The organism is Planctellipticum variicoloris (assembly GCF_030622045.1).
GTDB lineage: Bacteria > Planctomycetota > Planctomycetia > Planctomycetales > Planctomycetaceae > Planctellipticum > Planctellipticum variicoloris.
Map to the genome: position 1 here is coordinate 2,835,423 of NZ_CP130886.1, position 25,366 is coordinate 2,860,788.

Consider the following 25,366-nt stretch of genomic DNA (forward strand, 5'->3'; position numbering starts at 1 on the left):
GTCCGGGACCGGGTGGAGTGCTGAATCGGGCGTCGCTGAGGAGTCGTTCCGGCTCCTTGCATCCCTGCCGCTGTCGGCTGATACTGCCGTGGCATCGGGAATGTCAGATGCGTTGCGATGCGGCTACGAAGCCGAGCGCGTCGTGCGCCGCGGTTTCGGCGATCTCCGAATCGCGCTCGACCGTGTCGGCCCACCGTTTCGGGTTCACTTTGAAAGGAACAGTGATATGCACCATGTTCAACGCCGGCGGCAACTTCAGCGGGGGCTCGCCGCAGCTTGCCTGGCTCTGGGAGCTGTGATTGGAGTCTGCGGCCCCGTCCGGGCCGACGTGAAGCTTCCGGCTTTGTTTACGGATCACATGGTTCTGCAGCAGGGGCAGTCCAACCGCGTGTGGGGCTGGGGGGATCCCGGCGAGAAGGTCGAGGTGGCAATCGCCGGTCAGACGCATGAAGCGACGGCGGGAACGGACGGGAAATGGATGGTCAGCCTGAAGGCGTTGCCGGTCGGCGGCCCGTTGACGTTGACCGTCGAAGGGAAGAACAAGCTGACGATTGAAGACGTGCTGGTCGGTGAAGTCTGGGTCTGCTCCGGACAGTCCAATATGCAGTGGGCGGTGAAGCAGTCGACCGATGCCGACCTGGCGATCCTGACCGCCAAATTTCCGCAGATTCGTCTGATTTCGGTCCCGCAGGTCGGCACGCAGGAGCCGCAGCGCGATTTCAAGGGGGCCTGGCAGGTCTGCAGTCCCGCGACGGTCGGAGACTTCTCCGCCGTCGGCTACTACTTCGGCCGCAAGCTCCACCTGACCCTGGGAGTTCCGGTCGGGCTGATCGACGACGCCTGGGGGGGATCGGCCTGCGAGGCATGGATCAAGCGGGACATTCTGGCCGCCGACCCGCAGTACCAGCCGCTGCTCGACCGTTGGAAGGCCATCGAAGAAAACGCCGGAAAACCCGAGACCGTGGCCCGGTACGAGCAGCAACTTGAGGACTGGAAAAAAGCGGTCGCGGACGCCAAAGCGGCGGGCAAGCCGGCCCCCCGTCAGCCGCAGGATCCGCGGAATCAACTGACCGGCAATGCCCGTCCGGGGAACATCTACAACGGCGTCTTGAAGCCGACGATCGGCTACGGCATCCGTGGCGCGATCTGGTATCAGGGGGAGACGAACGCCGGCCGGGCCTACCAGTATCGCGAGCTGTTCCCGCTGATGATCAAGAGCTGGCGCGATGAATGGGGGCAGGGGGACTTTCCGTTCTACTACGTGCAGCTCGCCGACTTCCTGGCCGAGAAACCCGAGCCCGGCGAGAGCGCCTGGGCGGAACTGCGCGAGGCCCAGACGATGACGATGTCGAAGCTGCCGAACGTCGGCCAGGCGGTGATTATCGACATCGGCGAAGGGAAGGACATTCACCCGCGGAACAAGGTCGACGTCGCGCATCGGCTGGCTCGGTGGGCGCTGGCGAAGGACTATGGCGTCGACGTGGCGTACCGCAGTCCGGAGTACGCGAGCCTGGAGAAGCAGGGGGCGAAGATCGTGCTGAAATTCGCCCACACCGGGAAGGGTTTCCGTCCCTTCGACGTGGCTGATCCGGTCGGCTTCACGATTGCCGGGGAAGATAAGAAGTGGGTCCCGGCCCAGGCAAAGCTCGTTGGACCGGACACGATTGAAGTCTCCAGCCCGGATGTCGCCGTTCCGGTCGCGGTCCGCTATGCCTGGGCCGACAACCCGGTCTGCAACATGTACAGCGAGGAAGGACTGCCGCTGACGCCGTTCCGGACCGACGACTGGCCGGGTGTGACCGCGAGCGCGAAATGAGCGAGTTAGCGCCGACGGAAGTTTGAACTCGGGTGGCAGCCGCGGAGGAGACTCTGCGGCTGCCAGCATTTTCGGATTGATGGGTTTTCGATGAGTTTTCCCGGCGTCGCTGGAACCGCGGGTCCGCCCGCCGGATAACGAATCTGGCGATCCCTCCTCATTGTTCCGAAAGGCACCCTATGCGTCGGCCGACGTTAGCCCTGCTGTTTGTCCTGTTCCTGGCGGCTCATGCGCAGGCCTGGAGCGACGCCGGCCACAAGATTATTGCTTCGATTGCGTTCCGGCAGCTCACGCCGGCTCAGCGCGAGAGGATCGTCGCCCTCCTGAAACATCATCCGCGTTACGCGCAGGATTTCGAGGGGGCCGTGCCGGCGGAAGTTCGTTCGGGGGCCGCGGAGCTGAAGGACGAATGGGCTTTCCAGCAGGCTGCGATCTGGCCGGATCTGGTGCGCGGATTCCCGGAAGCGGAGAAGGAGAAATTTCATCGCGGCACCTGGCACTATATCAACCGACCTCTGTTTCTGACCGATCGGGACCGGGAGCGTCTGCAGGGTTCGATTGCGATCAACCTGACGCTCGATCCGACGCAGTCCGCGGTCCAGGATTTGAACGTCGTGCAGGCCATCCGACTGGCACGGCGTCTGGCTGGCGATCCCGCCGCCGACAAGTCGGAGCGGGCGTTGATGCTGACCTGGATCTTCCACACAGTCGGCGACGTGCATCAGCCGCTGCATTCGACGGCGATGTTTGCGGAGGGGCTGTTTCCCGAGGGGGACCGCGGCGGCAATCTGATTCGAACGGGGCAAAGGTCCAATCTGCATTCGGTCTGGGATGGATTGCCGGGGGGACGGATGGCGGTGACGGAGGCTCGCAACCGGGCTCTCGGACTGATCGCGAAGCCTGACCGGCGAAGCCTTGGCGAGGCGGCTGGTCGACAGCTCGACGAAGTCGAGTGGGTGGCCGAAAGCCATGCCGCCTGCCGCGACGCGGTATATTGCGCAGAGGTGCTGGCGTTTCTCCGTCAACTTCCCCGCGATGGTCGAAGGGAGCTGCCGTCGCTGGCGCTCAGCGAAAGCTATCTGAAGTCGGCAGGGGCCGTTGCGGAAACTCGAATTGTTTCGGCCGGATATCGCCTGGGGACGGTCCTGGCCCAGGTTGCCGACGGAGATCGCTGATCGAAGTCCGGAACGCTTGAGCAGGTTTCTGAAGAGGGATTGTCGCAATTGCGCCGTCTGGGGGAGATTTCGCCTTGCGGTTCCCGATACGATTCGTGAACAGCCCCGTTGTGGCAGGTTTCCCGGCTAGAGTATAGCTGTGGAGATTGACATCCGTCGGTGCACCTCAGGAGCCGCCGCAGCGCCATGCTCAAGTTTCTCGAACGTCTACTGAGAAAGCTGACCCGCACCCGGGGAAAATCGTCGAAGGATTCGCGTCTCAACGGCCGTCTGATTCTGCGGACGTTGGTGATTCTGGTCATCTTGGGGGGAACGGCGTACGGACTTCGGAGCTACTTCGTTTATCGCAATTGCGATGTGATTCGAGAGCGGGCGGATCAAGCGGCCGAAGCGGGTGAGATCGAACGTGCCGTCGGACTTTACCGACAGTACCTCCAGCTCGGACGGTCGATTCGCCGGCTGAGTCCGGGGCAGCAGGCGGACGTCCTCGAACGGATTGTCGATCTGCAGGAAGCGGCGGCGCGGGAGTCGCGAGTGATTCTGGCGCTGATTGCGGCGGAAGAAGAACTGCTGAGGCTCGACCCGGGACGCGGGGCAGTTCGTTCGCGGCTTGCGGACCGACAGTTTCTGCTGCAGCGTTACGGCGATTCCGTGGCCCACCTCCAACTTCTGCGGAAGGATGCCCCAGCCGCCGACTTGCCCGGGATCGATGAGCGGATCGCTCAGTGTCAGGTGGCGCTGCGTCAGTTTGTTGAAGCGCAGGAAAGCTGGGGGCGCTGCCTGGAAGCGGCTCCGGAGCGGACGGCGGCCTACGTGGGGCTGGCGAAACTCTGGACCGAGTCGGATGTCGCCCCGAAACTTCCCGACGCCATGCTGGCCCGGTCTGAGGAGTGGTCGGACTTTGGAAAGCGTTTGACCGATTCGGCTGTCGGAAGCCGTTTGAGCGGAGTGCCGGCGGCGATCGGACTGTTGACGCTGATGCGGGAGGAAATCCCCGGCCCGTCGGCTCAGCTTGCTACGGCCCAGTTCGTGCTGGAGCTGCCTGCCGAACGCGAAACCGGAGTCCGGTCGCCGCAGGCGGCGGACCAGGAGCTGGCGTCCGTTTTTGGCTTGCTGGAACTCGATAGAAACGACGGGGTCATCGAGCGGTCCAAGCGCTGGGACATGCGAGTTCCGCCGTTCGCCGATCGAAACGGGGACGGGCGGATCACTTCCGAGGAATTTCTCACTTGCCTGCAGCGTCCGGCCCGCACCGCCCGGCTGGACTACGTCGAGACGCTGCTGTCCGCGGCGACGGAGGCGACGGAGGTCGAGCGCATTCCTCTGGAGCTCGACTTGACGCAGGCGCGCCGGATCGCGCTGCAGGACGTCGATCTCGATCAGACTCAGAAGCTGCAGCGTGAAGCGCGTCGGATTGCCGAAGCGGGGCTGGAGCACGCCGAGCTGAAAGTTCGCTGCGAGCTGCTGCTGGGTCAGCTCGACCTGGGGGATGCGGCGATGGCGGGGTCGGCCGCGGAGCGAACTTCGGCCCTGGAGGCGGCGGAACGACGCGCCCGGCAGGGGCTGTCGGCGATGCCGGAGCGCCGCCCGCAGTTTCGATACTCGGCCACATTTCTTCGGGATCTCGAGACCCGGCAGCGATTGAACCTGACACTGGCGGAGGCGCTGCTGCAGCGCTGCGAGAGCCTTCCCGACCGTGAGCGGGCGCCGCTGCTGACGGAAGTGAACGGTCTCGTCGAGTCGATGAAGTCGGCGGGGCTGGATCCGCTGATCGTCGATTCTCTGCGGCTGCACGCGGCGCTGCTGGCCAGGTCGCCGCGCGAGATGCTGCTGATCGCCAGCGAACTCAAAGATCGAGCCGGCACAGCGTCGCCGTGGCGTCGACGGACGGCGGGGCTGCTCGCGCGGGCGTTCCACGAGTTGGGGCACCCGGAGCAGGCGGTCGACGTTCTGGATTCGCTGGCGAAGAGCGAACCGTTGTCCGCCGCGACGCAGTTCAGCCTTGCCGAGTCGCTGATTGCCGCGGGACGTTCGAAAGAGTCGATTCCGCACCTGAAGGCGGCCTCGAATCTGCCGGGGGCTGCGCTGCGGCTATGCGGAATTCTCCAACGGCAATTGATTTCGCTCCCTCCCAGCGAGCGGAAATGGTCACTGCTTGACGCCATGTTGAAAAAAGCTCGGGAAGTGTCACCGGACTCGCCCGAACTGGCGGCGGCGGAACTGAGTACGCTCCGTTTGAAGGTGTGGACCGACGCATCGCTTCGCAGCGCCGCCGTGCCTCGGCTGCTGGAAGCGGAGGTCGAGCAACTCGATAAGGCGTTCGCCGCCGCGTGCGAACGGTTCCCCTCCGATGCCGCAATCTGGCTGGCGCGGCTGCAGTCGGCCAACGAACGGATCGACCTGGACGAGCCGGAGCGCCGTACGCTGGTGCAGAAGGAGCTCGACGCCGCTCGAGCGGCGCTGGGTACGACGCCGCAGCTTCTGCTGGCGGAGGCGAACGCGTTGCTGCCCAAGGACGAAGCGGCGGCCAAAGACTACCTGCAGGAGATCGAACGGCGGGCTGCGGAGCTGCCGGCGGTGGGGCAGGCTGCGGTGCTGTCGTCGCTGGGGATCTGGCGGGGTTCGCGCGAGAACTGGGACGAGGCGCGGCGGTTGGCCGAGGCGGCCTGCGCGCTGGCGCCGAAAGACAACGCCCTGCGGCTGCAGCTAGTCGAGACCCTGCTGCGGCAGCAGGCTGCTCGGCCGGATGCGCCGATTCCCGAGAAGCTCTGGGACGAGAGTCTGGCGGCAATTGGTCGGGCAGAGGGGACGCTGGACAGTACGGTGGCCTATTTGAACGCCTGGCGGATGCTGCTGGGGTTGAATCGCGAGAGCGATGCCGCAGATCGGCAGAAGCGACTGCTCGAAGCGCGTCAACTGATCCAGAAGGTGGAACGGTGGCGGCCGACCTGGTCGGCGGTGCCCCGGCTGCGAGGGCTGCTGTTGAGTCTGCAGGGGGATCGAGAGGCGGCGGTCAAGGAGTGGGAACACGCCTTTCAACTGGGGGATCGCTCGCAGGAAGTGATTTACGCGGTTCTGGAGAACTTGTACAAGAACGAGCGACAGTCGGAGTTCCGGGACACCGTTCGGCAACTGGAGTCCGAGGACCAGTCGCAACTGCTCGGTCCGCTCGGACGGTCCGTTTCGATGTGGGTCGCGGCGCGGAACGATTTTGGACAGGCGGGCGAGCTGGCGCGAAAGGTCGCCGCCAAGTCGGGCGATCCGCGGGATCAATTGCGCGTCTGGCAGTTTAACGCTGCGGCCAGCAACGGGCTGTCGGATGTCAGCGACGACGAACTGCTGGCGTTCGTGACCGACCGCGGTCGAGCACTGCCAGAGGCCTGGGAATTTCTGATTCAGCAACGGCTGCGTCGAGGGGCGACCGGAGCGCAGCTCGACGAGATCGTCAAGTTGGCGGAGCAACGTCTTCCGGCCGCACCGCCCGAGACGAAACCCTGGACGCTGGCTCGGCTGCACGAGCAGATCGGTCGCGAACGCCCCGAACTGCGTGTCGCCGAGTGGCAGGCTGCCATGGAGTTTTATCGCAAGGCCGTCGCGGCCGAACCGAAGAATGATCTGCTGCGATTGTCGGCCGTGCGGATGTCGCTGCGTTTCCGCGACAGCCAGGAGCCCGTCGAACTGCTGCAGCCCTTGCGCGATCGACTGGCCAGCCTGCCTCCGGGTGTGCAGCGGGACGTTCAACTGCTGACCGCGCAACTGGCCTTGCGCGACCCGGGGCCCGCGGGCCGGCTCCTGCTGCGGCAGGCGCTGCTGGAGGCTGTCCGGCTGGGAGACCGCACGCGGGCGACGCTTCAGACGCTGGCTGCCGCGCTGGAACGGGAGTCGTCTCCGGCGGAGCAGGCGAGCGCCGCGGCGCTGGTCAGCGATTCAGCCGGGGCCGTTCGCGACGCCGCCAGCGGCCTGGCGACGGCGCGGATCCTGGCCGTCGCCGGTCGGTGGCCGGAGGCTGCGGCTCGATATCGGGAACTGGAAGATGAATTCCCGACGTCGATCGCAGTGAAGATCGAATATCTCCAGCAGATGCTGCGGCGGTTCGGCGCCGATTCGGAGATGAGATCGGATGCGGAACAGGCGCTCGGTCGGCTGGAGCTGATTGCGCCCCTGGCGTGGGAAACGGCGCGCGCCCGGGCGGCATTCCTGGAGCTCAACGGCCAGGCGGCCTCGGCGATCGGACTGCTCACGCGGACGGCCGACGTCAAACTGAAGCAGGACAGCTCGGTGCTGATCAGCGAGTGGGTGGAGCGCCCCGATTTTCTCGTCGAAGGCGAACGGCTGCTGGAACTGATGCCGGCAGACCCCGCGATGCAGGGGGCCTGGGGCGAAGTCGTCAAGGCGCAGAATGGCGGCGATCACAGCGCGTCTCAAAGTCTGCTGGCGAAACCCGTGCTTGCTCCGCTGGTCGCCGAATGGAGACTGCTGGCGATCGCCGACGCCGCGGGACTGCTTGAGAGGCTCGGCGCGGCCCCTGAAGCGGAGACCTTGCGACGGCAGGTGCTTGCCGGGAGCGCTCGCACGGCGGCTCACGTGCTGGAGCTCGTGGGACTGCTGGTCCGGCAGCAGCGGGTGACCGAAGCTCTGGAGCTGGTCGGGGCGAACTGGTCCCGGCTCGATACTCTGACGGCTGCGGCGACGGTCTCGAATATCGTGCGCGATGCGAAGCTGCCGGCCGGCAAACTTCAGGAGGCCCGAACGCGCGTGATCGAGGCGGCGGCCGAGGAGACGCTTCCGGAACGTCGGGCGCGGCTTCAGCTTCTGATCGGCGATATTTCTCAGACGATGGCGGACTGGGAGGGGGCGCTGGCCGCGTATTCGCGAGTGACGGAGATTGAGCCGACAAACGTTGTGGGGCTGAATAACACCGCGTTTATGACGGCGAAGCTGCACAAGAATCCCGAACTGGCGCGGGGAGCCATTCAGCAGGCCATCAAGCTGGCGGGTGCACAGCCCGATTTGCTGGATACGTCGGCTTCGGTTTCCATCGAAACCGGGAGCCCTCAGACGGCGTTGCAGGACCTCCGCAATTCTCCGGAACTGGAACGGCGCGGCGGCCTGCAGGCGCGGCTGGCGGAGGCGCTCTGGCAGCTCGGCCAGAAGAAAGAGGCGGTCGAGGCCTGGAGCCGCGCCCGCAAGCTGGGCTGGACGCTGGAGCAATCTCATCCGCTCGACCGGGAGCGGCACGCCGAGATCGATCGAGCCGATCCGGCGGAAGCTGCGCCTCCCCAATGACGATTCAGGGCCGAGCGAACGCTTCCATCGCGATGAACCGCCTGACAATACAGGTTGTTGAGGAATTGGGGACAGACAGGAATGTCTGTCCCACCTGACGAAGTTTCCGCAGAAAAGGTGTCCCGGACATTCCTGTTCGGGACTCCTTGCAACAATTCTTCAACCGCGCGGGCTATCCCGGCCAGCACTGACTGCCGCCGTCGACGCGCAGGACCTGTCCGGTGACAAAGTCTCCCAGGGGGCCGGCGAAGAACTCGACGACGCGAGCGACTTCATCGACGAGGGCGACGCGATCGAGGGTTCCATCGCTGACGAGCCGGTCCTCGGGGACGTGCCGCGTGCCGAGGTAACGTCCGGTCCGGGTGTCCCCTGGCGCGAGACTGTTGACCGTCACGTTGTACGGTCGCATCTGCACGGCGAGGCAGCGCGTGTATTCGACGACCGCCGCCTTGGCGGTGGCGTAGATTGCGCTGTTTTCGCTGCCTTTGAACGCCGAGATCGAGCTGATCGTCACAATTCGTCCGGACTTGCGGGGCATCATCACGCGGGCGGCCTGCTGGCAGATCAGCACGGTGCTCAGCAGGTTGCGGTCCATCACGGACCGGACGTCGACTTCCTTGATCATGACGGCGTCGTTGGGATTCGGTTTGCCGCCGGCGGCGGCGATGTCGCCGCCCGCGTTGTGCACGAGGACGTCGAGCGGGCCGAGTTCGGCTCCCACCGTCGCGACGACTCGCGCGGCGTCCGCTTCGAGAGTCAGGTCACCCAGGACCCGCACGGTGCGGACGCCGAACTGTTCGGCGATCTGACGGGCAGTCTCGGTCAGCGTGGTCCCTTCGCCGTATTCGGCGGGGCCGTTTTCGCGCATGCCGTGGATGCCGACATGGCAGCCGAGCGCGGCCAGCCGCTCGGCGAAGGCCCGTCCCAGTCCTCGCCCGGCGCCGGTGACCAGCGCCACTTTTCGTTCGAGCAATCTCGCCACGATGTTCTTTCACTCCCGGTTGTCGGAATTGCGCCGTCCTGCAAACGAAGGGCGGGCCGCACGGTTCCCGTGCGGCCCGCCTGCGTCCGCGTGCTAATTGAACTCAAATCGGCCTGTTTTACCAGCCCAGCGACATGTTCGTCTCGATCGCCCGCTGGGCCTGCTGCAGATCGACGCCGGTATCCTGCATGTAAAGCCGGATCGCGTGGACTTTGTCGCCGCGAGCCTTGCTGAGGCAGTCGCGGGCGGCGTGGCAGGGCTCCGTGGCGCCTTCGATTCCAAGGAGCCGCTTGGAGATGACCCACACATCGCGAGGGCGCTTGGTGATCCGGACGATGTCTTCGTCGGGGTAGTGCTCGCGAATCGCGGACTCCGCCTCGGCCTGACTCTGTCCCCAGGCAATCATGATGTGTGCGGTCGTTTCGATCTCGTACAAAGCCATGCGACACCTCCGTTGATATGACGTGGAGTTTCGACCGCGCTCTGTGATCTGGCGGGCTCAGTATAGCCCTGCTTGCGCCGGATCGTCCAGAAGTTCTTCGGCAATTGACTCGGCTCGCGAATCAGGCCCGAGGCGAAGCGCCTCCATGCGACAGCGCCCACTTTTCCTCGGCCGCGCTGGCCCGCAGATAGTACGGGCCTGCGGTCCAGAAGTCGTCCGCTTCTCCTCGCGCGAAGCGTTCCCAGGCCAGACGCCCTACGACGCCTGCGGCGGGAAAGTTCTGCGCGGGTTCGGCGGCGACTCTCGACCGCAACCCGAGGTCGAGCAGCGCCGCGGCTGCCGGACCGAGCACCAGTGCGTCGGGCTCCGCGGCGGCGACCCAGACTTCCGCCGGGGCAATCGTCACGGGCCCGTCGGCCGTCAGCTTGCCGTCGGACCCGCGTCGAAAGGTCGCCACGAACAGATCGCCGCGCTGGGCATCGTCGACAATCTGGACGACTCGGGCGTCCTCGGGCGCGGCGGCCGCGATGGCGTCAAAGGTGTCGATCGCCAGCAGCTTCAGCCCCGCGGCGTAGGCGAATGTTTTGGCGCAGACGATTCCGACTCGCAGTCCGGTAAAACTTCCGGGGCCCCGGCTGACCGCGACTGCGGAGAGATCTTGCGGCGTGAGACCGTGTCGTCCGAGCAGGTCGTGGATCTCGCTGACGAGGGTCTGGGCGTGTCGTCGGCCGACGTCGTCGAGACGTTTCGTTTCGCGCACGCTCCCGTCCGCCAGCAGCGCCAGGCTGCCGGTCCGTCCGCTGGTTTCGAGGGCGAGGAGGTACTGTGTCATGGCGGGGCTACTTCCCGAGCAGGGCGGCTTCTTCTTCGCTGTCGAGATCGAACATTTCTCGCAGAAACCGCGAGACCTTGGTCAGCTTGCGCTTGCCGTAACTCGTGCGCGTTTCGGCGCGCGTCAGCGTCAGGTAGTCCTTGGCCCGCGTCACGCCGACGTACGCCAGCCGCCGCTCTTCTTCGATCGCATTGGGATCGTCCCCCTCCGCATCCACCGATCGCTTGTGCGGCAGGATCCCTTCTTCGAGCCCGACGAGGAACACGCGGGGGAACTCGAGTCCCTTGGCGCTGTGCAGCGTCATCAGTTTCGCCGCGGGTCGATCGAGCTGCTTGTCGTCGTTGCCGAAGTTCTCTTCCCGCCCCTCCAGGGTCGTCTGTTCGAGGAATTCCGAGAGCGTCGGCTGGTGCGTCCGCTCTTCGTACTGTTCCAGGGCTTCGATGCACTCGTCGATCGTCCCCGAGCGGGCGAGCTGCTGGTGCTTTTCCTTGTACTGCTTCTCAATCTCCGACTCGTAGTCGATGACGTCGACCAATTCGCGGAGGAGCGTGCTGATTTTCTGCCCGGGGGTCTGAAGCTGACTGCGGAACCGCGCCAGGAGATGATGAAACTCCTCCATCGCCTTGGCCGTCTTGACGGTGATTTCTTTCGCCGCCACGGCGTCGGGGACCGCCGCCCAGAATTTCTGACCCGATTTGACGGCCCGCGTCAGGACCTTTTCCACGGCGGTATCACCGATGCCGCGGGCCGGGGTGTTGATGATCCGCAGCAGCGAGACTTCGTCCTCGGGATGAGCGATGGCTTTCAGGTAGGCCATCATATCCCGCACTTCCCGCCGATCGAAGAACGATTGGCCGCCGACCAGGGTGTAGGGGATATTCAGGCGCCTGAGCTCCTGCTCGAACAGCCGCGGCTGCTCGTTGGTGCGGAACAGGATGGCGATATCGCCGGGAGGGATGTTGAGCTGTTTGGTGAGATAGTTGATCTCGCGGACGACCCCTTCCGCTTCGGTCTGTTCGTCGGCATACGGGCGGACCAGGACTTCGACGCCGTCTTTGTGGGCGACCAGCGTCTTTTCGTGGCGTCCGCGGTTGTGTTTGACCAGCGAGTTGGCCAGGTCGAGAATCTGCCGCGTGCAGCGGTAGTTGTCCTGCAGTCGGACGACCTTGGCGCCCGGAAAGTGCTGCTGAAAGCCGAGGATGTGCTTGACTTCGGCCCCGCGCCAGCCGTAGATCGACTGGTCGTCGTCGCCGACGACGCACAGGTTGCCATGCGGCAGCACGAGGTCCCGGATGATCCGGAACTGCATCTCGTTGGTGTCCTGGTACTCGTCGATCTGCACGTGGTCGAAGCGTTGCTGCTGACGGCCGAGGACGTCTGGGAATTCGTGGAACAGCAGATCCGTCAGCATGAGCAGATCGTCGAAATCGACCGCGCCGGCGGCCCGCAGACTCGCCTGGTACTTGCGGTAGCCGGCGGCGGCCAGCATGCCGCGATCGTCTTCGATGAAGTCCCGCGCGTCCTCCGGACCGACGCCCAGCGTTTTCCACTTGCTGATCTGCGCCAGCAGATCGCCGGGACGGAGGGACGTGTCGGGGACGCGGATGTCGCGGAGCGCCTTGCGGGCCGCCGATTCCTGATCGCCGCGGTCGTAGATCAGGAACGTCCCGGGGTAGCCCAGGGCCGTGATCTCCTGCCGCAGGATCTTCACGCACAGCGAGTGGAACGTGGAGACGACGGGGCGTGATCGCTGTCGCTTTCCGCCCAGCAGGGACGACATGCGCTCCTGCATTTCCTTGGCGGCCTTGTTCGTAAAGGTGACCGACAGAATGCGGTCGGGCTGGGTTCCCGTCCGGATCAGCTCGGCCATGCGGTAGGTGATGACGCGCGTCTTGCCCGTGCCCGCCCCCGCCAGGACCAGCAGGGGCCCCGCCAGCGTCAGGACCGCGTCCTTCTGCGACGGGTTGAGCCCCGACAGGTGTCCCCCCGCAGCCGTTGCACTTCCGCGCGGCGCACTCAACGACAAATCAGCCACCCCATCCTCCTGATCGGCTCCGCCAGCGGCGGAGGAGAGTCATCCCTGAATCGTTGCGCCGGGCAACTGCCGCAACGGCTGCAGCATTTCGGCCATCGTCTGCCAGCGATCGTCGGGCCGCAGCTCCAGCCCCTTCATGATCGTGTCCGACAGCTCCGGATCGATATCGCGGGCGTAGACTCGCAGGTCGGTCGCCGGCGTATTCATGTGCTGCATCACTGCTTCCAGGGTCCCGGCGGCGTCCCACGGCATCCGCCCGGCGCACATTTCGTAACACGTCACCGCGTACGAAAAGATGTCGATCCGCTGGTCAGTCCGCTGCCGCTTCACCAGCTCGGGGGCCATATAGTTCGCCGTTCCGGTCCGGTTGCCGGGCGCCTGGTACGGCGGCGTATTCGGCACGACCAGCCCGAAGTCGATGAGCTTGACGTGGTACTGCATGTCGAGCAGGACGTTCCGCGGGCAGATGTCGCGGTGAATCCACTGCTGCTTGTGGAAGTACTGGATCGCATCCCCCAGCTCGATCATTATCCGGACGCGATACTTCTTCATCACGTCGTTCTGGGCGTCGATCAGGACGCTGAGGGCCATCCCTTCGACGTACTCCATCACCAGATACTGCTCGCCGTTCGTCGTCATCCCGTATTCGGTCGTTTCCACGATCCGCGGATGCTTGAGCGCAATCGCGATCTCCCCCTCGGTCGGCTTCTTCAGCCGTTTGTCGAAGCGGGCTTCGAGCTTGCGGGTCTTCTCCAGGTCCAGCACCTTGAGGGCCACGATCCGTCCGCTGCGCGAATCGCGCGCCTTCCAGACCTTGGACATGCTCCCCTGGCCGACGCGGCTGATCAGCTCGAACCGGCGGACGATGTCGACTTTGTCGACGCGGGGCTTCCGCTGCAGCAACGACGTCAGATACTTCCACATGGAGCAGGCACCGGCTCGAACAGACGGATCGGAACTCGGGAGTCGACGGGAGACTGCAGTATACCGCCGCTGCCCGCCAAGCGACCATCACAGCCCGGAGAACGGACCTGAAGACCGCGCGCTTCCGCCCGGATGATGTCGGATGGCCGGCGTCACTTGCCGCAGTAGTCGAACAGGCGGGCGATCTCGCTCCGCAGTTCGGGGCGCGCCACGATGCGGTCGACGAATCCGTGCTTCAACAGGAATTCGCTGGTCTGGAAGTCCGGCGGGAGCTCGATCTTCACCGTCGCCTTGACCACGCGCGGACCGGCGAAGCCGATCAGCGCCTTCGGTTCGGCGATGATAATGTCGCCCAGCGACGCGAAACTGGCCGCGACGCCGCCCATCGTCGGATTCGTCAGCACCGAGATGAACAGCCCCCCCGCCGACTGATACCGCGCCAGTGCGGCGGAGACTTTGCCCATCTGCATCAGGGACAGGATGCCCTCGTGCATCCGGGCGCCGCCGCCGGACCCGCTGACGATCACGACGGGGAGCGACAATTCGGTCGCGCGTTCGATGGCCCTCGTCAGCTTCTCGCCAACGACCGAGCCCATGCTCCCCATGATGAAGGCCGAGTCGGTCAGCCCGAAGACGAGCGGGCGCCCGCGCATGTAACCCCGGCCGACGATGCAGGCTTCCTTCAGTCCGGTCTTGCGCTGCTCGGCGACGAGCCGATCCTTATAAGGTCTGGAATCGGCGAAGCCGAGCGGATCGAGCGGCGAGAGATCCGCATACCACTCTTCAAAGCTCTCCGGATCCAGCAACTGCTCGATGCGATTCTGGGCGGAGATGTAGAAGTGATGGCCGCAATCGGGACAGAGTCCGAAGTTCTTGTCGACCTGCTTTTTGAACACGGTGTTCTTGCAGGCGTCGCAGCGGATCCACAGGCCCTCGGGCACGCCGCGCTTCTTGCGGGCCTGCGAGCTGGCGTCCGAATCGGGAACTTCGGTATTCATAACGGCCTCGATGTGGCGCAATCTCAGCGAGCGACTCGTCCAGCGCCGACCGGTTCTCGGCGGATCTCGTTCCAGCAGTGTCCGAAGGCGCCGGTTTCCGTATTGATGAACTCCACCCGTTCTTCGGGGGGAAGTCGATTGGTCAGACGCTCCAGCACGTAGGGCTGCCCCAGCAGCATCTGCCGCACCAGCGACGCTCCGGGTTCGGCCATCACAATCGCAATCGCGTCGAATTTTCGCAATGGACGTTCGAGCGTTTCTCCCACGCGATCGACGAACTCGGCGATGGTCTCGCCGCCCGAGGGGCAGACTGAGACCGAGTTTTCTTCGAACTGCTTGATCAGCCGGGGTTGCTTGCGCCGGACGTCGTCTTCCGGGAGCCCCTGCCAGAGCCCGAGATTGATGTTTCCCAGGGTTTCTGTCGCTTTGACCGGGACGCCGAGCCAGCCTCCCAGCGATTCCGCCGTCGCCCGGGACGACTCGGCGGGACCGCAGAAAACGACGCGGGGAGAGACTTCGCGGGGCAGGGCCTCGACGAGCTGTTCCATCACCACGACACACGATTCGCACATCGGCAGGCTCAACGAGCCTTCGATCCGGTCCTGCAACTCAAACGCCGTTGCACCCGGGCGAACCAGCACCACAATCGCCATGAACTCTACCGAGCTCCTTCAGGGAAGATCCGTGCTACGCTCCGGCCAGATGCGCCAGATTGGCGATCGCCGGACCGTACTCCGCGGCGTCAAAAACAGAGCTGCCGGCGACAAACAGCCGGGCTCCTGCCGCGGAGGCCGCCGAAATCGTGGAGGCCGCAATGCCCCCGTCGATCGACAGCACCGTCTTCGGTGACACAATCTCTTTCAATCGCTGCAGCTTCGGCAGCACTTCGGGCATGAACCTCTGACCGCCGAATCCCGGCTGGACGCTCATGACGAGGACCAGGTCGCAGGCGGGCAGAAAGGGCTCGATTGCGGAGACCGGGGTCCCCGGGTTCAGCGCCAGACCGGCCACGCGCCCGGCCTCGCGAATCCGCGACAGCACCGGCGTCGGGTCGGGAACGGCTTCAATATGGATCGTGATCGCGTCGCAGCCCGCCTGGAGATACTCGTCCAGGTACTTGCCGGGATCCGAGATCATCAGGTGCGCGTCGAAGAACCGCTCGGACCGCTTCCGGGCCGCCTGGATCAGCATCGGGCCGTAGGACAGGTTCGGCACGAAGTGGCCGTCCATGACGTCCCAGTGAATGACGTCCGCGCCGGCCGCGTCGAGCCTGGACAATTCGCCGACGAGATCGGCGAAATCGCATTTCAGCATCGACGGCGCGATCAGCGGGTGATCGGCAGCCAGACTGGCCAGACGGGATCGTCGATCCATGGGACCCAGACCAAGCTGAGAAGTTTTCCAGTTGCCGCACCGGACAGGGCGGCGATCCGGCGGCGGATTGCCCGGCGGGGCTGACGCCCCGCCGGGACAAGACCGCAGAGGAAGGGGAGCCTTCCCGTTCCGACTACAGACGGGCGACCTTGGCGATCAGGTCGGCGGTCCGGCTGGAGTAGCCGAACTCGTTGTCGTACCACGAGAGGACCTTGACCATCCGCTTCTGCAGGACCATGGTCCAGGGGGCGTGGAAGATCGAGCTGTGGGGGTTGCCGATGACGTCGCTGGAGACGATCGGGTCTTCGGTGTATTCCAGAATTCCCTTGAGCCGGCCTTCGGCGGCTTCCTTGATCGCGCCGTTGATCTCGGCTTCGGTGACGTCCTTCTCCAGGTTGACGACGAGGTCGACAATGCTGCCGACGGGGACCGGTACGCGGAGCGAGATCCCGGTGAGCTTGCCGTTCAAGGCCGGCAGCACTTCGCCGACGGCCTTCGCGGCGCCGGTCGTGGTGGGGATGATGTTGATGGCGGCGGCCCGCGAACGATAGATGTTGTCGTGCAACTGGTCCGACACGCGCTGATCGTTGGTGTAGGCGTGGCAGGTCGTCATCAGGCCGCTGGCGATGCCGAACTTTTCCTGCAGAATCATGGCGACGGGAGCCAGGCAGTTCGTGGTGCAGCTTGCGTTCGAGATCGTCTTGTGCTCGGCGGTGAGCTGATTGTCGTTGACGCCCATGACGACCGTCAGGTCCGGCTTATCCTTGGCGGGGGCGGAGAGGATCACCTTGCGGGCGCCCGCTTCGATGTGGCTGTCGTAGCCGGGCTTGCCGTCCTTCGCGCGGCCGGTGAAGAAGCCGGTCGATTCCAGGGCGATTTCGACGCCGAGGTCTTTCCAGGGCAAGTTGCGCGGATCCTTCTCCGCACAGACCTTGACCTTCTTGCCGTTGACGATGATCGAATCGCCTTCGCAGGAAACGGTTCCGTTGAACCGTCCCTGGACGCTGTCGTACTTCAGCAGGGTGGCCAGCGAGTCCGGCTTCCCGAGGTCGTTGATCGCGACAATCTCAAATTCGTCCGGGCGGGCGGCCATTGCACGGAACGCCACGCGACCAATCCGACCGAAACCGTTGATACCGACACGCACCGCTGCCACTGTGGGAAACTCCTTACGAACCAAGCCCGGCTGGCGGGATTGCGTGAGACGCAAAGCCTGCTGAAGCCAAGCCGTTTGTATACCTCCGGTTACGCCCGGAATGCGCCGAATTATAGGAATACCGGAGCGTGGGAACAAGCAACGGTCGTCGGTACTGCGGACAACCGCACCTTACGATTTCCAGAGCCTGCGGCTATCGCATGACTGAACGAGAGCGCGATTGTCCGCGCGACCGGCGGGCAGCGACCAATGCATGTACATATTCCTGTTTGACGATCCCGCCGATCGTTTCTCCGGGCGCCACTCTATTCATCGCCGCCGAATGCGGCATCCACGACAAACCCATTTCTGAGTCGGCAGCGGCCCCGCCCCCGGCGGGTTACCAGAGTTTCCACCAGGATTTGGGTTTGGCGGAGGAGGATGCGACCGGGGAGGCGGCTTCGCCGGAGGAGACGACCCGGTTTTCGGGGAGCAGGACGCAGCTCAGGTTGCCGTGCGTGCCGCCGGTGGTGTCGATCAGCAGGCGTCGCGGCCGAATCACGACTTCCGGGACGCGGACGTGTCCCGAGACGACCGCCAGCGGGCAGTCGTTCGGCGGTTCCTGCTCGATGAAGGCCTTGGAGCAGAGCCAGGGAGGGCGACTGAGAGTGAAATCCCGGGCTTTCAGCACGCGGCGCTGCAGGTCGTAGGGCTGGTTGGGGTCCAGACCGGCGTGCACGAAGAGGTATTTCGGATGCTCGACGGCCCAAGGCAGATTGACCAGCAGTTCGCGGTGGTGCGGAGGAACCTTTGCGGCCAGATCTTCGAGGTTGCCGAACTCTGCTCCATACGACTCGAACGTGGTCTCGGCGTCGTACTGACCGACCCAGCGTTCGCGCCAGTTCGTGAATTCGAGCGACGGATGCCAGCCGAGAGCCGAGAGCATGGCGAACTCGTGATTTCCTTCGATCGCCGTGGTGCGGGGATGGCTCTTCAGGAGTTTCGCCAGGATCTCGACGGCGCCGGCGGGATCGGGGCCGCGATCGACGAGGTCTCCGATGAAGACGATCCAGCGCTGTGCGTAGTCGGGGAGCCGTTGCAGTTTGTCGAGGACGGCCAGCAGTTTGTCGACCTGGCCGTGCACGTCGCCAATGACGGCGACCGGCCCGTCAATTTTTGTCGCCAGTGAAACACCCGCCACAGATCGCCCCTCTCGCTATCCCTGCAAGTCAGCCGGCGCGGGATTGCTGCGCCGGGTTCGTTCCGTCCCTGGAAAACAGCGTAACTGGGTCGGCCCGCACGGGCTAGTGCAGTGACCCGTGCAGATCAGACCTCAATGGGGTCGCTGGCGTCGGCCGTTTTGAGCCGCCCCCAAGCGAAGTGGCGAGAATCCGGGGGATCGAAGACTCGACCCCAACCACCCGACTATTTCTGGAGCATGTTCCGGTTTGGGAAAAAAACAGTCCCCGCGGCGGAATGGGGCCGACCGCGGAGACTGCGGGATGGTGTCTGCGAGATGCCTGCGTTAAGGCAGCGGCAGGGTCTTCAGATTCAGGCTGCCATCGGCGGAGACGAGGACGACCGCCATCGTCTCGTTCAGCTTGTCGAGCTGAATGGCGCCGGCGTAGGAATCGACGGTCTCATATTTCTGACCGGCGGTGCCGCCGCCCGAGATGGGCTTTGTGAGGCCTTCCTCGCGATCGAGGTTGTCCGTGTCGATCTTCATCACGCCGCGGGCGCTGTTGGCCAGCAGCAGATAGTCTTTGCCATCCTTCTTGTAGACGATCATGTCGAGGGGCTGGTTCCGGTTGCCCAGCTCGGCGACGGTCGTCCCCTTGACCTTCTCGGTCCCTTCCAGGGCGGCGATGGGGAACTTAACGAGGGGGGTGCAGACGAAGCCGGCCAGAACGTTGGGCTTGCCGTCGATGATGAACGGCACGAAGGTCCGGATCGGGGCATAGTCTTCGACGCGGCCGTGGGCTGCATGGAAGATTTCCAGGCTGGCGCCGTCGTCGGCTTCGGTGAAGGGGAACGCCAGGGCCCGGACGTTTGAGGCCGACTTGGCGCTGCTCAGTCCGGTCACGAGGACCTGGCCGTCGACGAACGCCAGGTCCGTCACCGAATCCATCCGCTTGTTGACGGTCCGACCGCGCTGTTCGACGTCTTTGTCTTCCGGCGCGTTGGAGAGAGAGGCTCGCGAGAACGGGACGTCTTTCAGAGAAACGCTGGAGACGTTGCCGGCCGCGTCGAGTTTGGCAATCGCCGGAGCGTCGCCGGCCATGACGCTGAGGAACACATTGCCGGTCTGAGGATTGACGGCCAGATCCTTGATCACGATTTTCGAAGCGTTGAGGGCGGTCGCGATTTTGGCGTCGAGGCCGGCGATGTCATACTTCGCGGCGCTGGGGTCGCCGGTCTTATCGCCGGTCTGGATGGCTACGATGGCAGCCCCCTTCGGGTCGCCGATGAGCAGGATGCCATCGGGACCGAATGCGAGCGGCCCGGCCGACTGCAGTTCGGGGGAGCCTTTGGGCAGCTTGTAGATATCGGCACTGAAGCCCAATGACGCACAGGCCAGCCAGGCCGCAGCGGCCGAGGCCAGCATTCCATTCCGTCGCATCTTCGATCTCCCTTCAGGACATTCCGACTGTCTGCCGGCACAATACGCGGGACCCCGCCGGCGCTTGGACGCATGGTACCAGCCTGACTCTCAGAGTGACCAATGAAAACCATGAAAGAATCTCATTGCGTCGTCTCAAAACAGACTGTCCGAGCGGAGGGCAGTGGCGTTCCCCGATCCTCTCCGGCATAGTGATGCTGCGCGGCAGGCGCTACCGGACTGCCGCCTCGTGAGATCCCATTTCTGCTGCGGAACTTCCCATGCACTTCCTGCCCGTCAGTCTACGTTCGATGGCTTTCCTGGCTGTTTTGGCGTGCGTTTCCAGTGCTGCGTTGGCCGAGGACTGGACGGCCCTCTTCAACGGCAAAGACCTGGAAGGCTGGACGCCGAAGATCCGCTACTCGGCGCTGGGCGAGAACTACGGCAATACGTTCCGCGTGGAAGACGGCCTGCTCAAGGTCCGCTACGACCAGTACGAAAAATTCGACGAGCGCTTCGGGCACCTGTTCTACCGGGAGCCGCTGTCGCACTACCGGCTGCGCGTCGAGTATCGGTTCGTCGGCGACCAGGCGCCCGGCGGACCTGGCTGGGCCATCCGCAACAGCGGAGTCATGATTCACGGCGAAGCCCCGCAGACGATGGCCAAGGACCAGGATTTCCCGGCTTCGATCGAAGTGCAGCTCCTCGGCGGCGCCGCGACCGGGGAGCGGACCAACGCCAATTTGTGTACGCCGGGCACGAACGTCGTCATGGAGGGCAAGCTGGTGACGCGTCACTGCACCAGCTCGAAGTCGAAGACGTATCGGGGCGATGAGTGGGTGACGGTGGAGATCGAAGTCCACGGCGGCAAGGTCATCCGGCATCTGATCGACGGCGAAGAGGTCCTGTCGTACGAGCAGCCGCAGCTCGACGATCGCGACGCGCATGCGAAGGAGCTGGCGGCGAAGCAGGGCGGGCAACTGCTGCTCAACGGGGGAACGATCTCGCTGCAGTCCGAAAGCCATCCAATCGATTTCCGGAAGGTGGAGCTGCTAAAGCTCAAGGACTGATTCAGAACGCGCGAGCAACAGTTTCGGGTGGCCGGCGGCTGGAGCGTCTTCGCGAAGCCCCGGTCTGACGGCCACCGCCGGACTCGCTACGGCAGCATCCACAATCGCGGCCGGGCGCGACGGCCGGCGATCCACCAGACGGCGATCAGGAACCGGCGGGGCAGGGGAGCCCGTCCGGTGCGGCGCACGTCGTGACGAAAGATGAGGAGACCGCAACCGGTTCGTTGCTGATTGAGACGGAGCTGCAGCAACTCCCAGCGCAGGACGTCTTTCAGCTCACGGCCCGGTCCGTCGCGCAGCAGAAGTAATGCGAACTGACGGGCGTCGTCGGAATGGTGCTGCGAATCCCCCGGGGGCGACGAGCGCGCCCAGGCGATGAAGCGGGCGGGGAACGCGGGGCCGAGTCGCATGGCCGTGCCGGGGAGGAGTTGCCGGACCTGCCCGAGTCGCTTGCGGAGCAGCCCGTCCGCGAAGCGTTGCAGTTGGACCGCGTCGAGCAGCCTCAGCTTACGGCAGGTTTCGGCGGAGAGTGATTCCGTCGCCAGCCAGGCTTCCCGATTTGCCAGGAACTGTTCGCGGTTCGCGGCGGAGGTCCACAAGCGGACCAGCGCTTCCTGAAGTTCGGCGGCGCTGTCGAACGGATCGAGAGCTGTCATCGAGACGTCTCGACGGTCGGTTGATGCTGGCGCCAGAGTTCGCGAACGTGCTGCAGCTCGTCCAGGATCTCGGCGAACGGCGGGAGATTCTCGTCCCGTTCCAGAATCAGTCCCTTCACCGGGGCAAATTTGACGACTTCTTCGAGAAGCTGCCAGACTTCGGGGGGCGTCGGTCTGGAATGGCTATCGATCAGCACGCCGTCGCGCCAGTGGCCGCCGACGAAGTGAAGCTGGACGATGCGGTCGGCCGGCAGCCGCTGCAGAAACCGCAGAGGATCGAAGCCGTGATTGACGGAGTTCGTGTAGACGTTCGTCACGTCCAGCAGCAAGCCGCAGCCGGCGGAGTCGAGCAGTTCGCCCAGGAAGCTGGCTTCGTCGAGGTCCGACCACGGATACGTCACTTCGTACGTGATGTTCTCCAGGATCAGCGGGCCCGGAATCTCCTGGCGGACCGAACGGATGTTGCGCTGGAGGATGGCGAGCGAATCGCGGGTCAGCGGCAGCGGGGCCAGATGTCCGATGTTCCCGCTGCCGGCCTGCGTGAACGCGATGTGCTCGCTCCACCACGGCGGCCGCAGCGACTCGACGAGCGCCGCCAGCTTGCGCACGTAATCCGGACGCGGGCCATTCGCCGAGCCCAGAGAGAGGGACAGGCCGTGCGGGATCAGCGGAAACCGGTTGCGCAGGAGATCCAGTTCGTCGAGCTTATCGGTCGGAACGTCGAAGTAGTGGTCTGCGGTGATTTCCAGGAAGTCGATGTTTCCGGCGTGCAGGAAGACGTCCGCCCGATAGGGGGCGCGAAACCCGAAGCCGACGCCCAGCCGGGGCAGGTCGGACCACGCCGAGTCCGGTTGATTGTCGGGCGAAACTGCGGCTATAGCATCGGGTGGCATCGGACGCCCTGTTTGCGGGGTTTCAGCGAAATTGCATGCGGAGTCAGGCGAAGCTGGAATCGCGTTGAAAGGAGTGGTGAGCCTCGAAGACTCGACTCACCCTACCTGATGAATCTGCGTGATCAGCTACCGCCGCACCCTCCGCAGCCTCCTCCTCCGCACCCGCTGCCGCCGCCACAGCTCGCACTGCCGCAACTCGCCCCGATACCCGCTCCGCAGCCGCCGGACGCCGCTGCCGACTTCCGGTAGAGATCGTAGAACCCGCCGTGGGCGGTTCCCTGCAGCGCGATGATGCCGAAGACGCCCATCGCCAGCAGCAGCCGCGGATCGGTGGTGGCGTCGGCGGGGACGTCCTTCTGAACTCCTGCGAATGCGGTCTGCATGGCTTTGAGCGTCCGGCGACCCAGGTCGGTGAGCCGCCGGGTACGGGCCAGAACGAGCTGGGCCGCGCAGCCGCCGAGGCCAAGCACGACCAGAATCGCGACGTTGTGGTGGCCGGTCGCCAGGGCAACCGCGAACTTGTAGCCGCCGAGGACCGCGATCGCGAGGAGTCCCGCGCCACGGATCAGGCGCTGTCCGTGCAGCCCCTCTTCCCGGGTGATCAGCCCCAGCCGCTCGCAGTCGGCCTGCAGCGATTCGGTGAAAGGTGCGACCGCTTCTGGCAGTCCGGACTGGAAGACCTTGTTTGCTTCGCGTTCCGTGCCGAGCCACTTCCAGACCGCATTCAACAGCGGCGACAGGTCATCCCCGCGGGCCCCTTCGGCCCGGCGGAGCATCTGCGTCGAGACAAGGCCGAAGGCGCTTTTCTTCGCGTACTGTTCGATGCGGCCCTGCTGGAGCAGATCGAAGAGGGCCAGGCGGGCGACTTCGTTGGTGTTGCCGCGGAGCCAGGCGACCAGGTAGGGGTCGGGAGTTTCGGGGACGGGGGGCGTCGGTACGTGGCGCGTTTCGTCGCCCTGCCGTATCAGCCAGCGGCTGCCGACGATCACCGTTCCAATGGCGATTGTGTAGAGAGCGAGAAAGTACGGACCGTACATCGTTCCGAGCGGGTTGTTCCAGAGCCAGTCCAGCATGGTCCTCTCCCTGCGAAAGGAGGCGATGAATCGTCATCATCGCCAGAGCCTGACCCGTTGTCAGGCTCCCGGGTTCGCCCCCGGTGGCGTCTCGGTGGTTGGTGCGCAGGAGAGAACGCGGACTTCGGCCCGGCAGATCATCGCCGAAAATGCGATTCACCGGATCTACATACTGGACTGGATCTTGCGTCAGAACGTTACGGAGCTCGCGGGGCCAGATGGGGTTCGACGAGCTGATTCCAGACGCGGTAGCCGGCGGGGGTCAGGTGGAGCTGATCGGCCATGTACAGTTCGGGACGGGGGAAACCTTCCTCGCCGAGCATCGGCGACCAGACGTCGATGAAGACCGCGTGCGGATCGGTTTTCACAGCCGCTTCCAGCAGGCGATTGGCGGCCCGATACTTGTCGGCCAGCGAAAAACGCCTCGGGCTGGGTTTGAGGGCGAGGACTACGAGTTTCGTTTCCGCGGACTGTTCGCGGACCTGCCGGGCGAAGTCCTGGTATGCGGCCAGCACGTCCTCCGGTGTCTTGTTCTTGGACAGGTCATTGTCCCCGGAGTAGAGGACAATGACCCGCGGCTTGAGCGGCAGGACGATCCGTTTCACATACTGCGCGGCGTCGGCCATTTCGGAACCGCCGAAGCCCCGATTCACGCAGTCATGCCCCGGGAACGCGTCCTGCAGTTTCCACATCCGGATGCTGGAACTGCCGACGAAGACGTTGGCCTGCTGTGCAGGGGGGGACTTCCTGTCCTGTCGCTCGAAAGCCTGCATCGCATCTTCCCACCGCGAAGCCGGCGGTTCCTGACCGGAAAGGGGCACGGCCGAGAGCATTACGATCGCGAGCCACCATCCGGCGAATTTTCTCACGTTCATCGCTGGTTCTCCAAGAATGCCGAAGGCCCGGCGTCCCTGGGGGAATTCCGGGCCTTCGAGGAGTCTCTGCCGGTGTCCGAGCTACTCGGCTTCCGGTCGCTTGGACGGCTTGAATTTGACTTTCTCGATATACCGGACGATGCGTTTCGTCTGGGGATCGAGCCGGCCGGTGCACTTCGACACGGCACGGATCGTGTATTCGTAGCGGACGTTGAAATCGGCGTCGATCTCGACTTCGATGTCCTTGGTGAGCGGGTTGCCGGGCTTGACGATGACTTTCAGGATCTCGGCGTTCAGGCGGTCGAAGGCCGCGTCGTCGTTTCCGAGGTTCCTGCCGCCGAAAGTGAGCTGGGCCAGCGATCCATCCGGATTGGCCCGGAGGCCGACTTTCAGGTCGGGAAGCTGATTCGGCTCGCTGCTGGCGGCCATGCCGATGGGCATGTTGATATTGAAGTCCCCTTCGGGGGCAATGATCTTCAGGTTCAGCATGAAGAAGACGAGGAGCTGAAACACGATGTCGATCATCGGCGCCATCGGGATTTCGACTTTGCTCGGACCTTTCGACTTCGATAGCTTCATAGCAGCAGAACTTCACAGCAAGAGGCGCACGTTCAGACGGATTCGTCAAGCGGCGGCGGGAGTCATTTCTCTTCCTGCGTCGCCTTCAACGCAAACTTTTCGAACTCCGCCGCCTGGCAGGACTTGATCAGTTCCTGCACCTCGCCGGTGGGAACGTCTGCCGAGGAACGGATCACTACGGTGACGGCCTTCGGATCGACCTTCGTCTGTCGAAAGATTCGCGCTTCCTGCTGCAGTCGCGGAAGCATCTTCGAAACGGGAATCTCCTCACCCGTATAGAACACGACCGGTTGCCCCTGCCTTCCGAGCTTCTCGTAGCCCATATTGAGAACCAGTTCGTCGTCCGGACGGACTTCCGGGGGCTTGGCGAGCATGTCCTTGGGAAGCTTGACCCGTTCGTCGGCTTGCGTGTTCTCGAAGTTGATGGCGACCATGAAGAACGTCAGGAGCTGAAACACGATGTCGATCATCGGCGTCATATCCGGCTCTTCAAACGTGATCGTGACCTGGCGTGTCTTCGGCATGATGGCCTTTTCCGCGTCGAGAGAAATCCGGGCCGCCGGCTCTGCACGTCGACCGTCCCGGATTCCTCCGAGTGATTCGCTCGGCAAGACTGGCTGAT

Annotated in this window: 22 protein-coding genes; 4 read left to right on the forward strand and 18 right to left on the reverse strand. The window is 64.4% G+C overall.

Annotated features, from left to right (window positions below):
- Window positions 1-103: 103 nt before the first annotated feature.
- A complete protein-coding gene (locus SH412_RS11025) occupies window positions 104-235 on the reverse strand; it encodes a hypothetical protein (RefSeq protein WP_336523567.1) in 132 nt (43 codons plus the stop codon).
- Between SH412_RS11025 and SH412_RS11030 the strand changes: the two genes are divergently transcribed.
- From SH412_RS11030 to SH412_RS11040, 3 genes are all read left to right on the forward strand, one after another.
- Window positions 227-1,816: a sialate O-acetylesterase gene (locus SH412_RS11030; protein ID WP_336523568.1), complete on the forward strand. Its 1,590-nt coding sequence runs from the start codon at window positions 227-229 to the stop codon at window positions 1,814-1,816. The genes SH412_RS11025 and SH412_RS11030 overlap by 9 nt on opposite strands.
- Before the next feature lie 179 nt (window positions 1,817-1,995).
- A complete protein-coding gene (locus SH412_RS11035) occupies window positions 1,996-2,991 on the forward strand; it encodes a S1/P1 nuclease (RefSeq protein WP_336523569.1) in 996 nt (331 codons plus the stop codon).
- A gap of 186 nt (window positions 2,992-3,177) precedes the next feature.
- On the forward strand, window positions 3,178-8,277 hold the full coding sequence (locus SH412_RS11040) for a tetratricopeptide repeat protein (RefSeq protein ID WP_336523570.1): 5,100 nt from the start codon (window positions 3,178-3,180) through the stop codon (window positions 8,275-8,277).
- Between the two features lie 172 nt (window positions 8,278-8,449).
- Here SH412_RS11040 and SH412_RS11045 read toward each other — a convergent pair whose 3' ends face one another.
- From SH412_RS11045 to SH412_RS11095, 11 genes are all read right to left on the reverse strand, one after another.
- The gene (locus SH412_RS11045) at window positions 8,450-9,259 is read right to left on the reverse strand and encodes an SDR family NAD(P)-dependent oxidoreductase (protein ID WP_336523571.1); all 810 of its coding nucleotides are present in this window, start codon (window positions 9,257-9,259) and stop codon (window positions 8,450-8,452) included.
- A gap of 118 nt (window positions 9,260-9,377) precedes the next feature.
- Window positions 9,378-9,701 (reverse strand): DUF6793 family protein, encoded by a 324-nt coding sequence (locus SH412_RS11050; RefSeq protein ID WP_336523572.1) that lies wholly within the window; start codon window positions 9,699-9,701, stop codon window positions 9,378-9,380.
- Window positions 9,702-9,822: 121 nt separating this feature from the next.
- The gene (tsaB, locus tag SH412_RS11055; RefSeq protein ID WP_336523573.1) at window positions 9,823-10,533 is read right to left on the reverse strand and encodes a tRNA (adenosine(37)-N6)-threonylcarbamoyltransferase complex dimerization subunit type 1 TsaB; all 711 of its coding nucleotides are present in this window, start codon (window positions 10,531-10,533) and stop codon (window positions 9,823-9,825) included.
- A gap of 7 nt (window positions 10,534-10,540) precedes the next feature.
- The gene (locus tag SH412_RS11060; RefSeq protein WP_336523574.1) at window positions 10,541-12,568 is read right to left on the reverse strand and encodes an ATP-dependent helicase; all 2,028 of its coding nucleotides are present in this window, start codon (window positions 12,566-12,568) and stop codon (window positions 10,541-10,543) included.
- A 39-nt stretch (window positions 12,569-12,607) separates the two neighbouring features.
- A complete protein-coding gene (locus SH412_RS11065; protein WP_336523575.1) occupies window positions 12,608-13,492 on the reverse strand; it encodes a serine/threonine protein kinase in 885 nt (294 codons plus the stop codon).
- 152 nt (window positions 13,493-13,644) lie between these two features.
- A complete protein-coding gene (gene accD / locus SH412_RS11070) occupies window positions 13,645-14,490 on the reverse strand; it encodes an acetyl-CoA carboxylase, carboxyltransferase subunit beta (RefSeq protein ID WP_336523576.1) in 846 nt (281 codons plus the stop codon).
- Window positions 14,491-14,513: 23 nt separating this feature from the next.
- A complete protein-coding gene (locus SH412_RS11075) occupies window positions 14,514-15,143 on the reverse strand; it encodes a histidine phosphatase family protein (RefSeq protein ID WP_336523577.1) in 630 nt (209 codons plus the stop codon).
- Window positions 15,144-15,177: 34 nt separating this feature from the next.
- Window positions 15,178-15,864, reverse strand: coding sequence for a ribulose-phosphate 3-epimerase (rpe, locus tag SH412_RS11080; protein ID WP_336523578.1), 687 nt, complete (start codon window positions 15,862-15,864; stop codon window positions 15,178-15,180).
- A 133-nt stretch (window positions 15,865-15,997) separates the two neighbouring features.
- On the reverse strand, window positions 15,998-17,020 hold the full coding sequence (gene gap / locus SH412_RS11085) for a type I glyceraldehyde-3-phosphate dehydrogenase (RefSeq protein WP_336523579.1): 1,023 nt from the start codon (window positions 17,018-17,020) through the stop codon (window positions 15,998-16,000).
- A gap of 379 nt (window positions 17,021-17,399) precedes the next feature.
- A complete protein-coding gene (locus tag SH412_RS11090; RefSeq protein ID WP_336523580.1) occupies window positions 17,400-18,200 on the reverse strand; it encodes a metallophosphoesterase in 801 nt (266 codons plus the stop codon).
- A 324-nt stretch (window positions 18,201-18,524) separates the two neighbouring features.
- Window positions 18,525-19,619: a hypothetical protein gene (locus SH412_RS11095; protein ID WP_336523581.1), complete on the reverse strand. Its 1,095-nt coding sequence runs from the start codon at window positions 19,617-19,619 to the stop codon at window positions 18,525-18,527.
- 260 nt (window positions 19,620-19,879) lie between these two features.
- Between SH412_RS11095 and SH412_RS11100 the strand changes: the two genes are divergently transcribed.
- On the forward strand, window positions 19,880-20,668 hold the full coding sequence (locus tag SH412_RS11100; RefSeq protein ID WP_336523582.1) for a 3-keto-disaccharide hydrolase: 789 nt from the start codon (window positions 19,880-19,882) through the stop codon (window positions 20,666-20,668).
- A gap of 86 nt (window positions 20,669-20,754) precedes the next feature.
- Here SH412_RS11100 and SH412_RS11105 read toward each other — a convergent pair whose 3' ends face one another.
- The 6 genes from SH412_RS11105 to SH412_RS11130 form a co-directional block, all read right to left on the reverse strand.
- Window positions 20,755-21,324, reverse strand: coding sequence for a hypothetical protein (locus SH412_RS11105; protein WP_336523583.1), 570 nt, complete (start codon window positions 21,322-21,324; stop codon window positions 20,755-20,757).
- Window positions 21,321-22,217: an MbnB/TglH/ChrH family RiPP precursor modification enzyme gene (locus tag SH412_RS11110; RefSeq protein WP_336523584.1), complete on the reverse strand. Its 897-nt coding sequence runs from the start codon at window positions 22,215-22,217 to the stop codon at window positions 21,321-21,323. Before SH412_RS11110 ends, SH412_RS11105 begins: the two co-directional genes overlap by 4 nt.
- Before the next feature lie 122 nt (window positions 22,218-22,339).
- Complete coding sequence (locus SH412_RS11115; RefSeq protein ID WP_336523585.1) at window positions 22,340-23,290, reverse strand: TIGR04222 domain-containing membrane protein; 951 nt, start codon at window positions 23,288-23,290, stop codon at window positions 22,340-22,342.
- Between the two features lie 197 nt (window positions 23,291-23,487).
- Window positions 23,488-24,165, reverse strand: a complete 678-nt coding sequence (locus SH412_RS11120) for a GDSL-type esterase/lipase family protein (RefSeq protein ID WP_336523586.1) — start codon at window positions 24,163-24,165, stop codon at window positions 23,488-23,490.
- 81 nt (window positions 24,166-24,246) lie between these two features.
- On the reverse strand, window positions 24,247-24,744 hold the full coding sequence (locus SH412_RS11125) for an ExbD/TolR family protein (protein ID WP_336523587.1): 498 nt from the start codon (window positions 24,742-24,744) through the stop codon (window positions 24,247-24,249).
- A 62-nt stretch (window positions 24,745-24,806) separates the two neighbouring features.
- On the reverse strand, window positions 24,807-25,268 hold the full coding sequence (locus tag SH412_RS11130) for an ExbD/TolR family protein (protein ID WP_336523588.1): 462 nt from the start codon (window positions 25,266-25,268) through the stop codon (window positions 24,807-24,809).
- Window positions 25,269-25,366 lie beyond the last annotated feature (98 nt).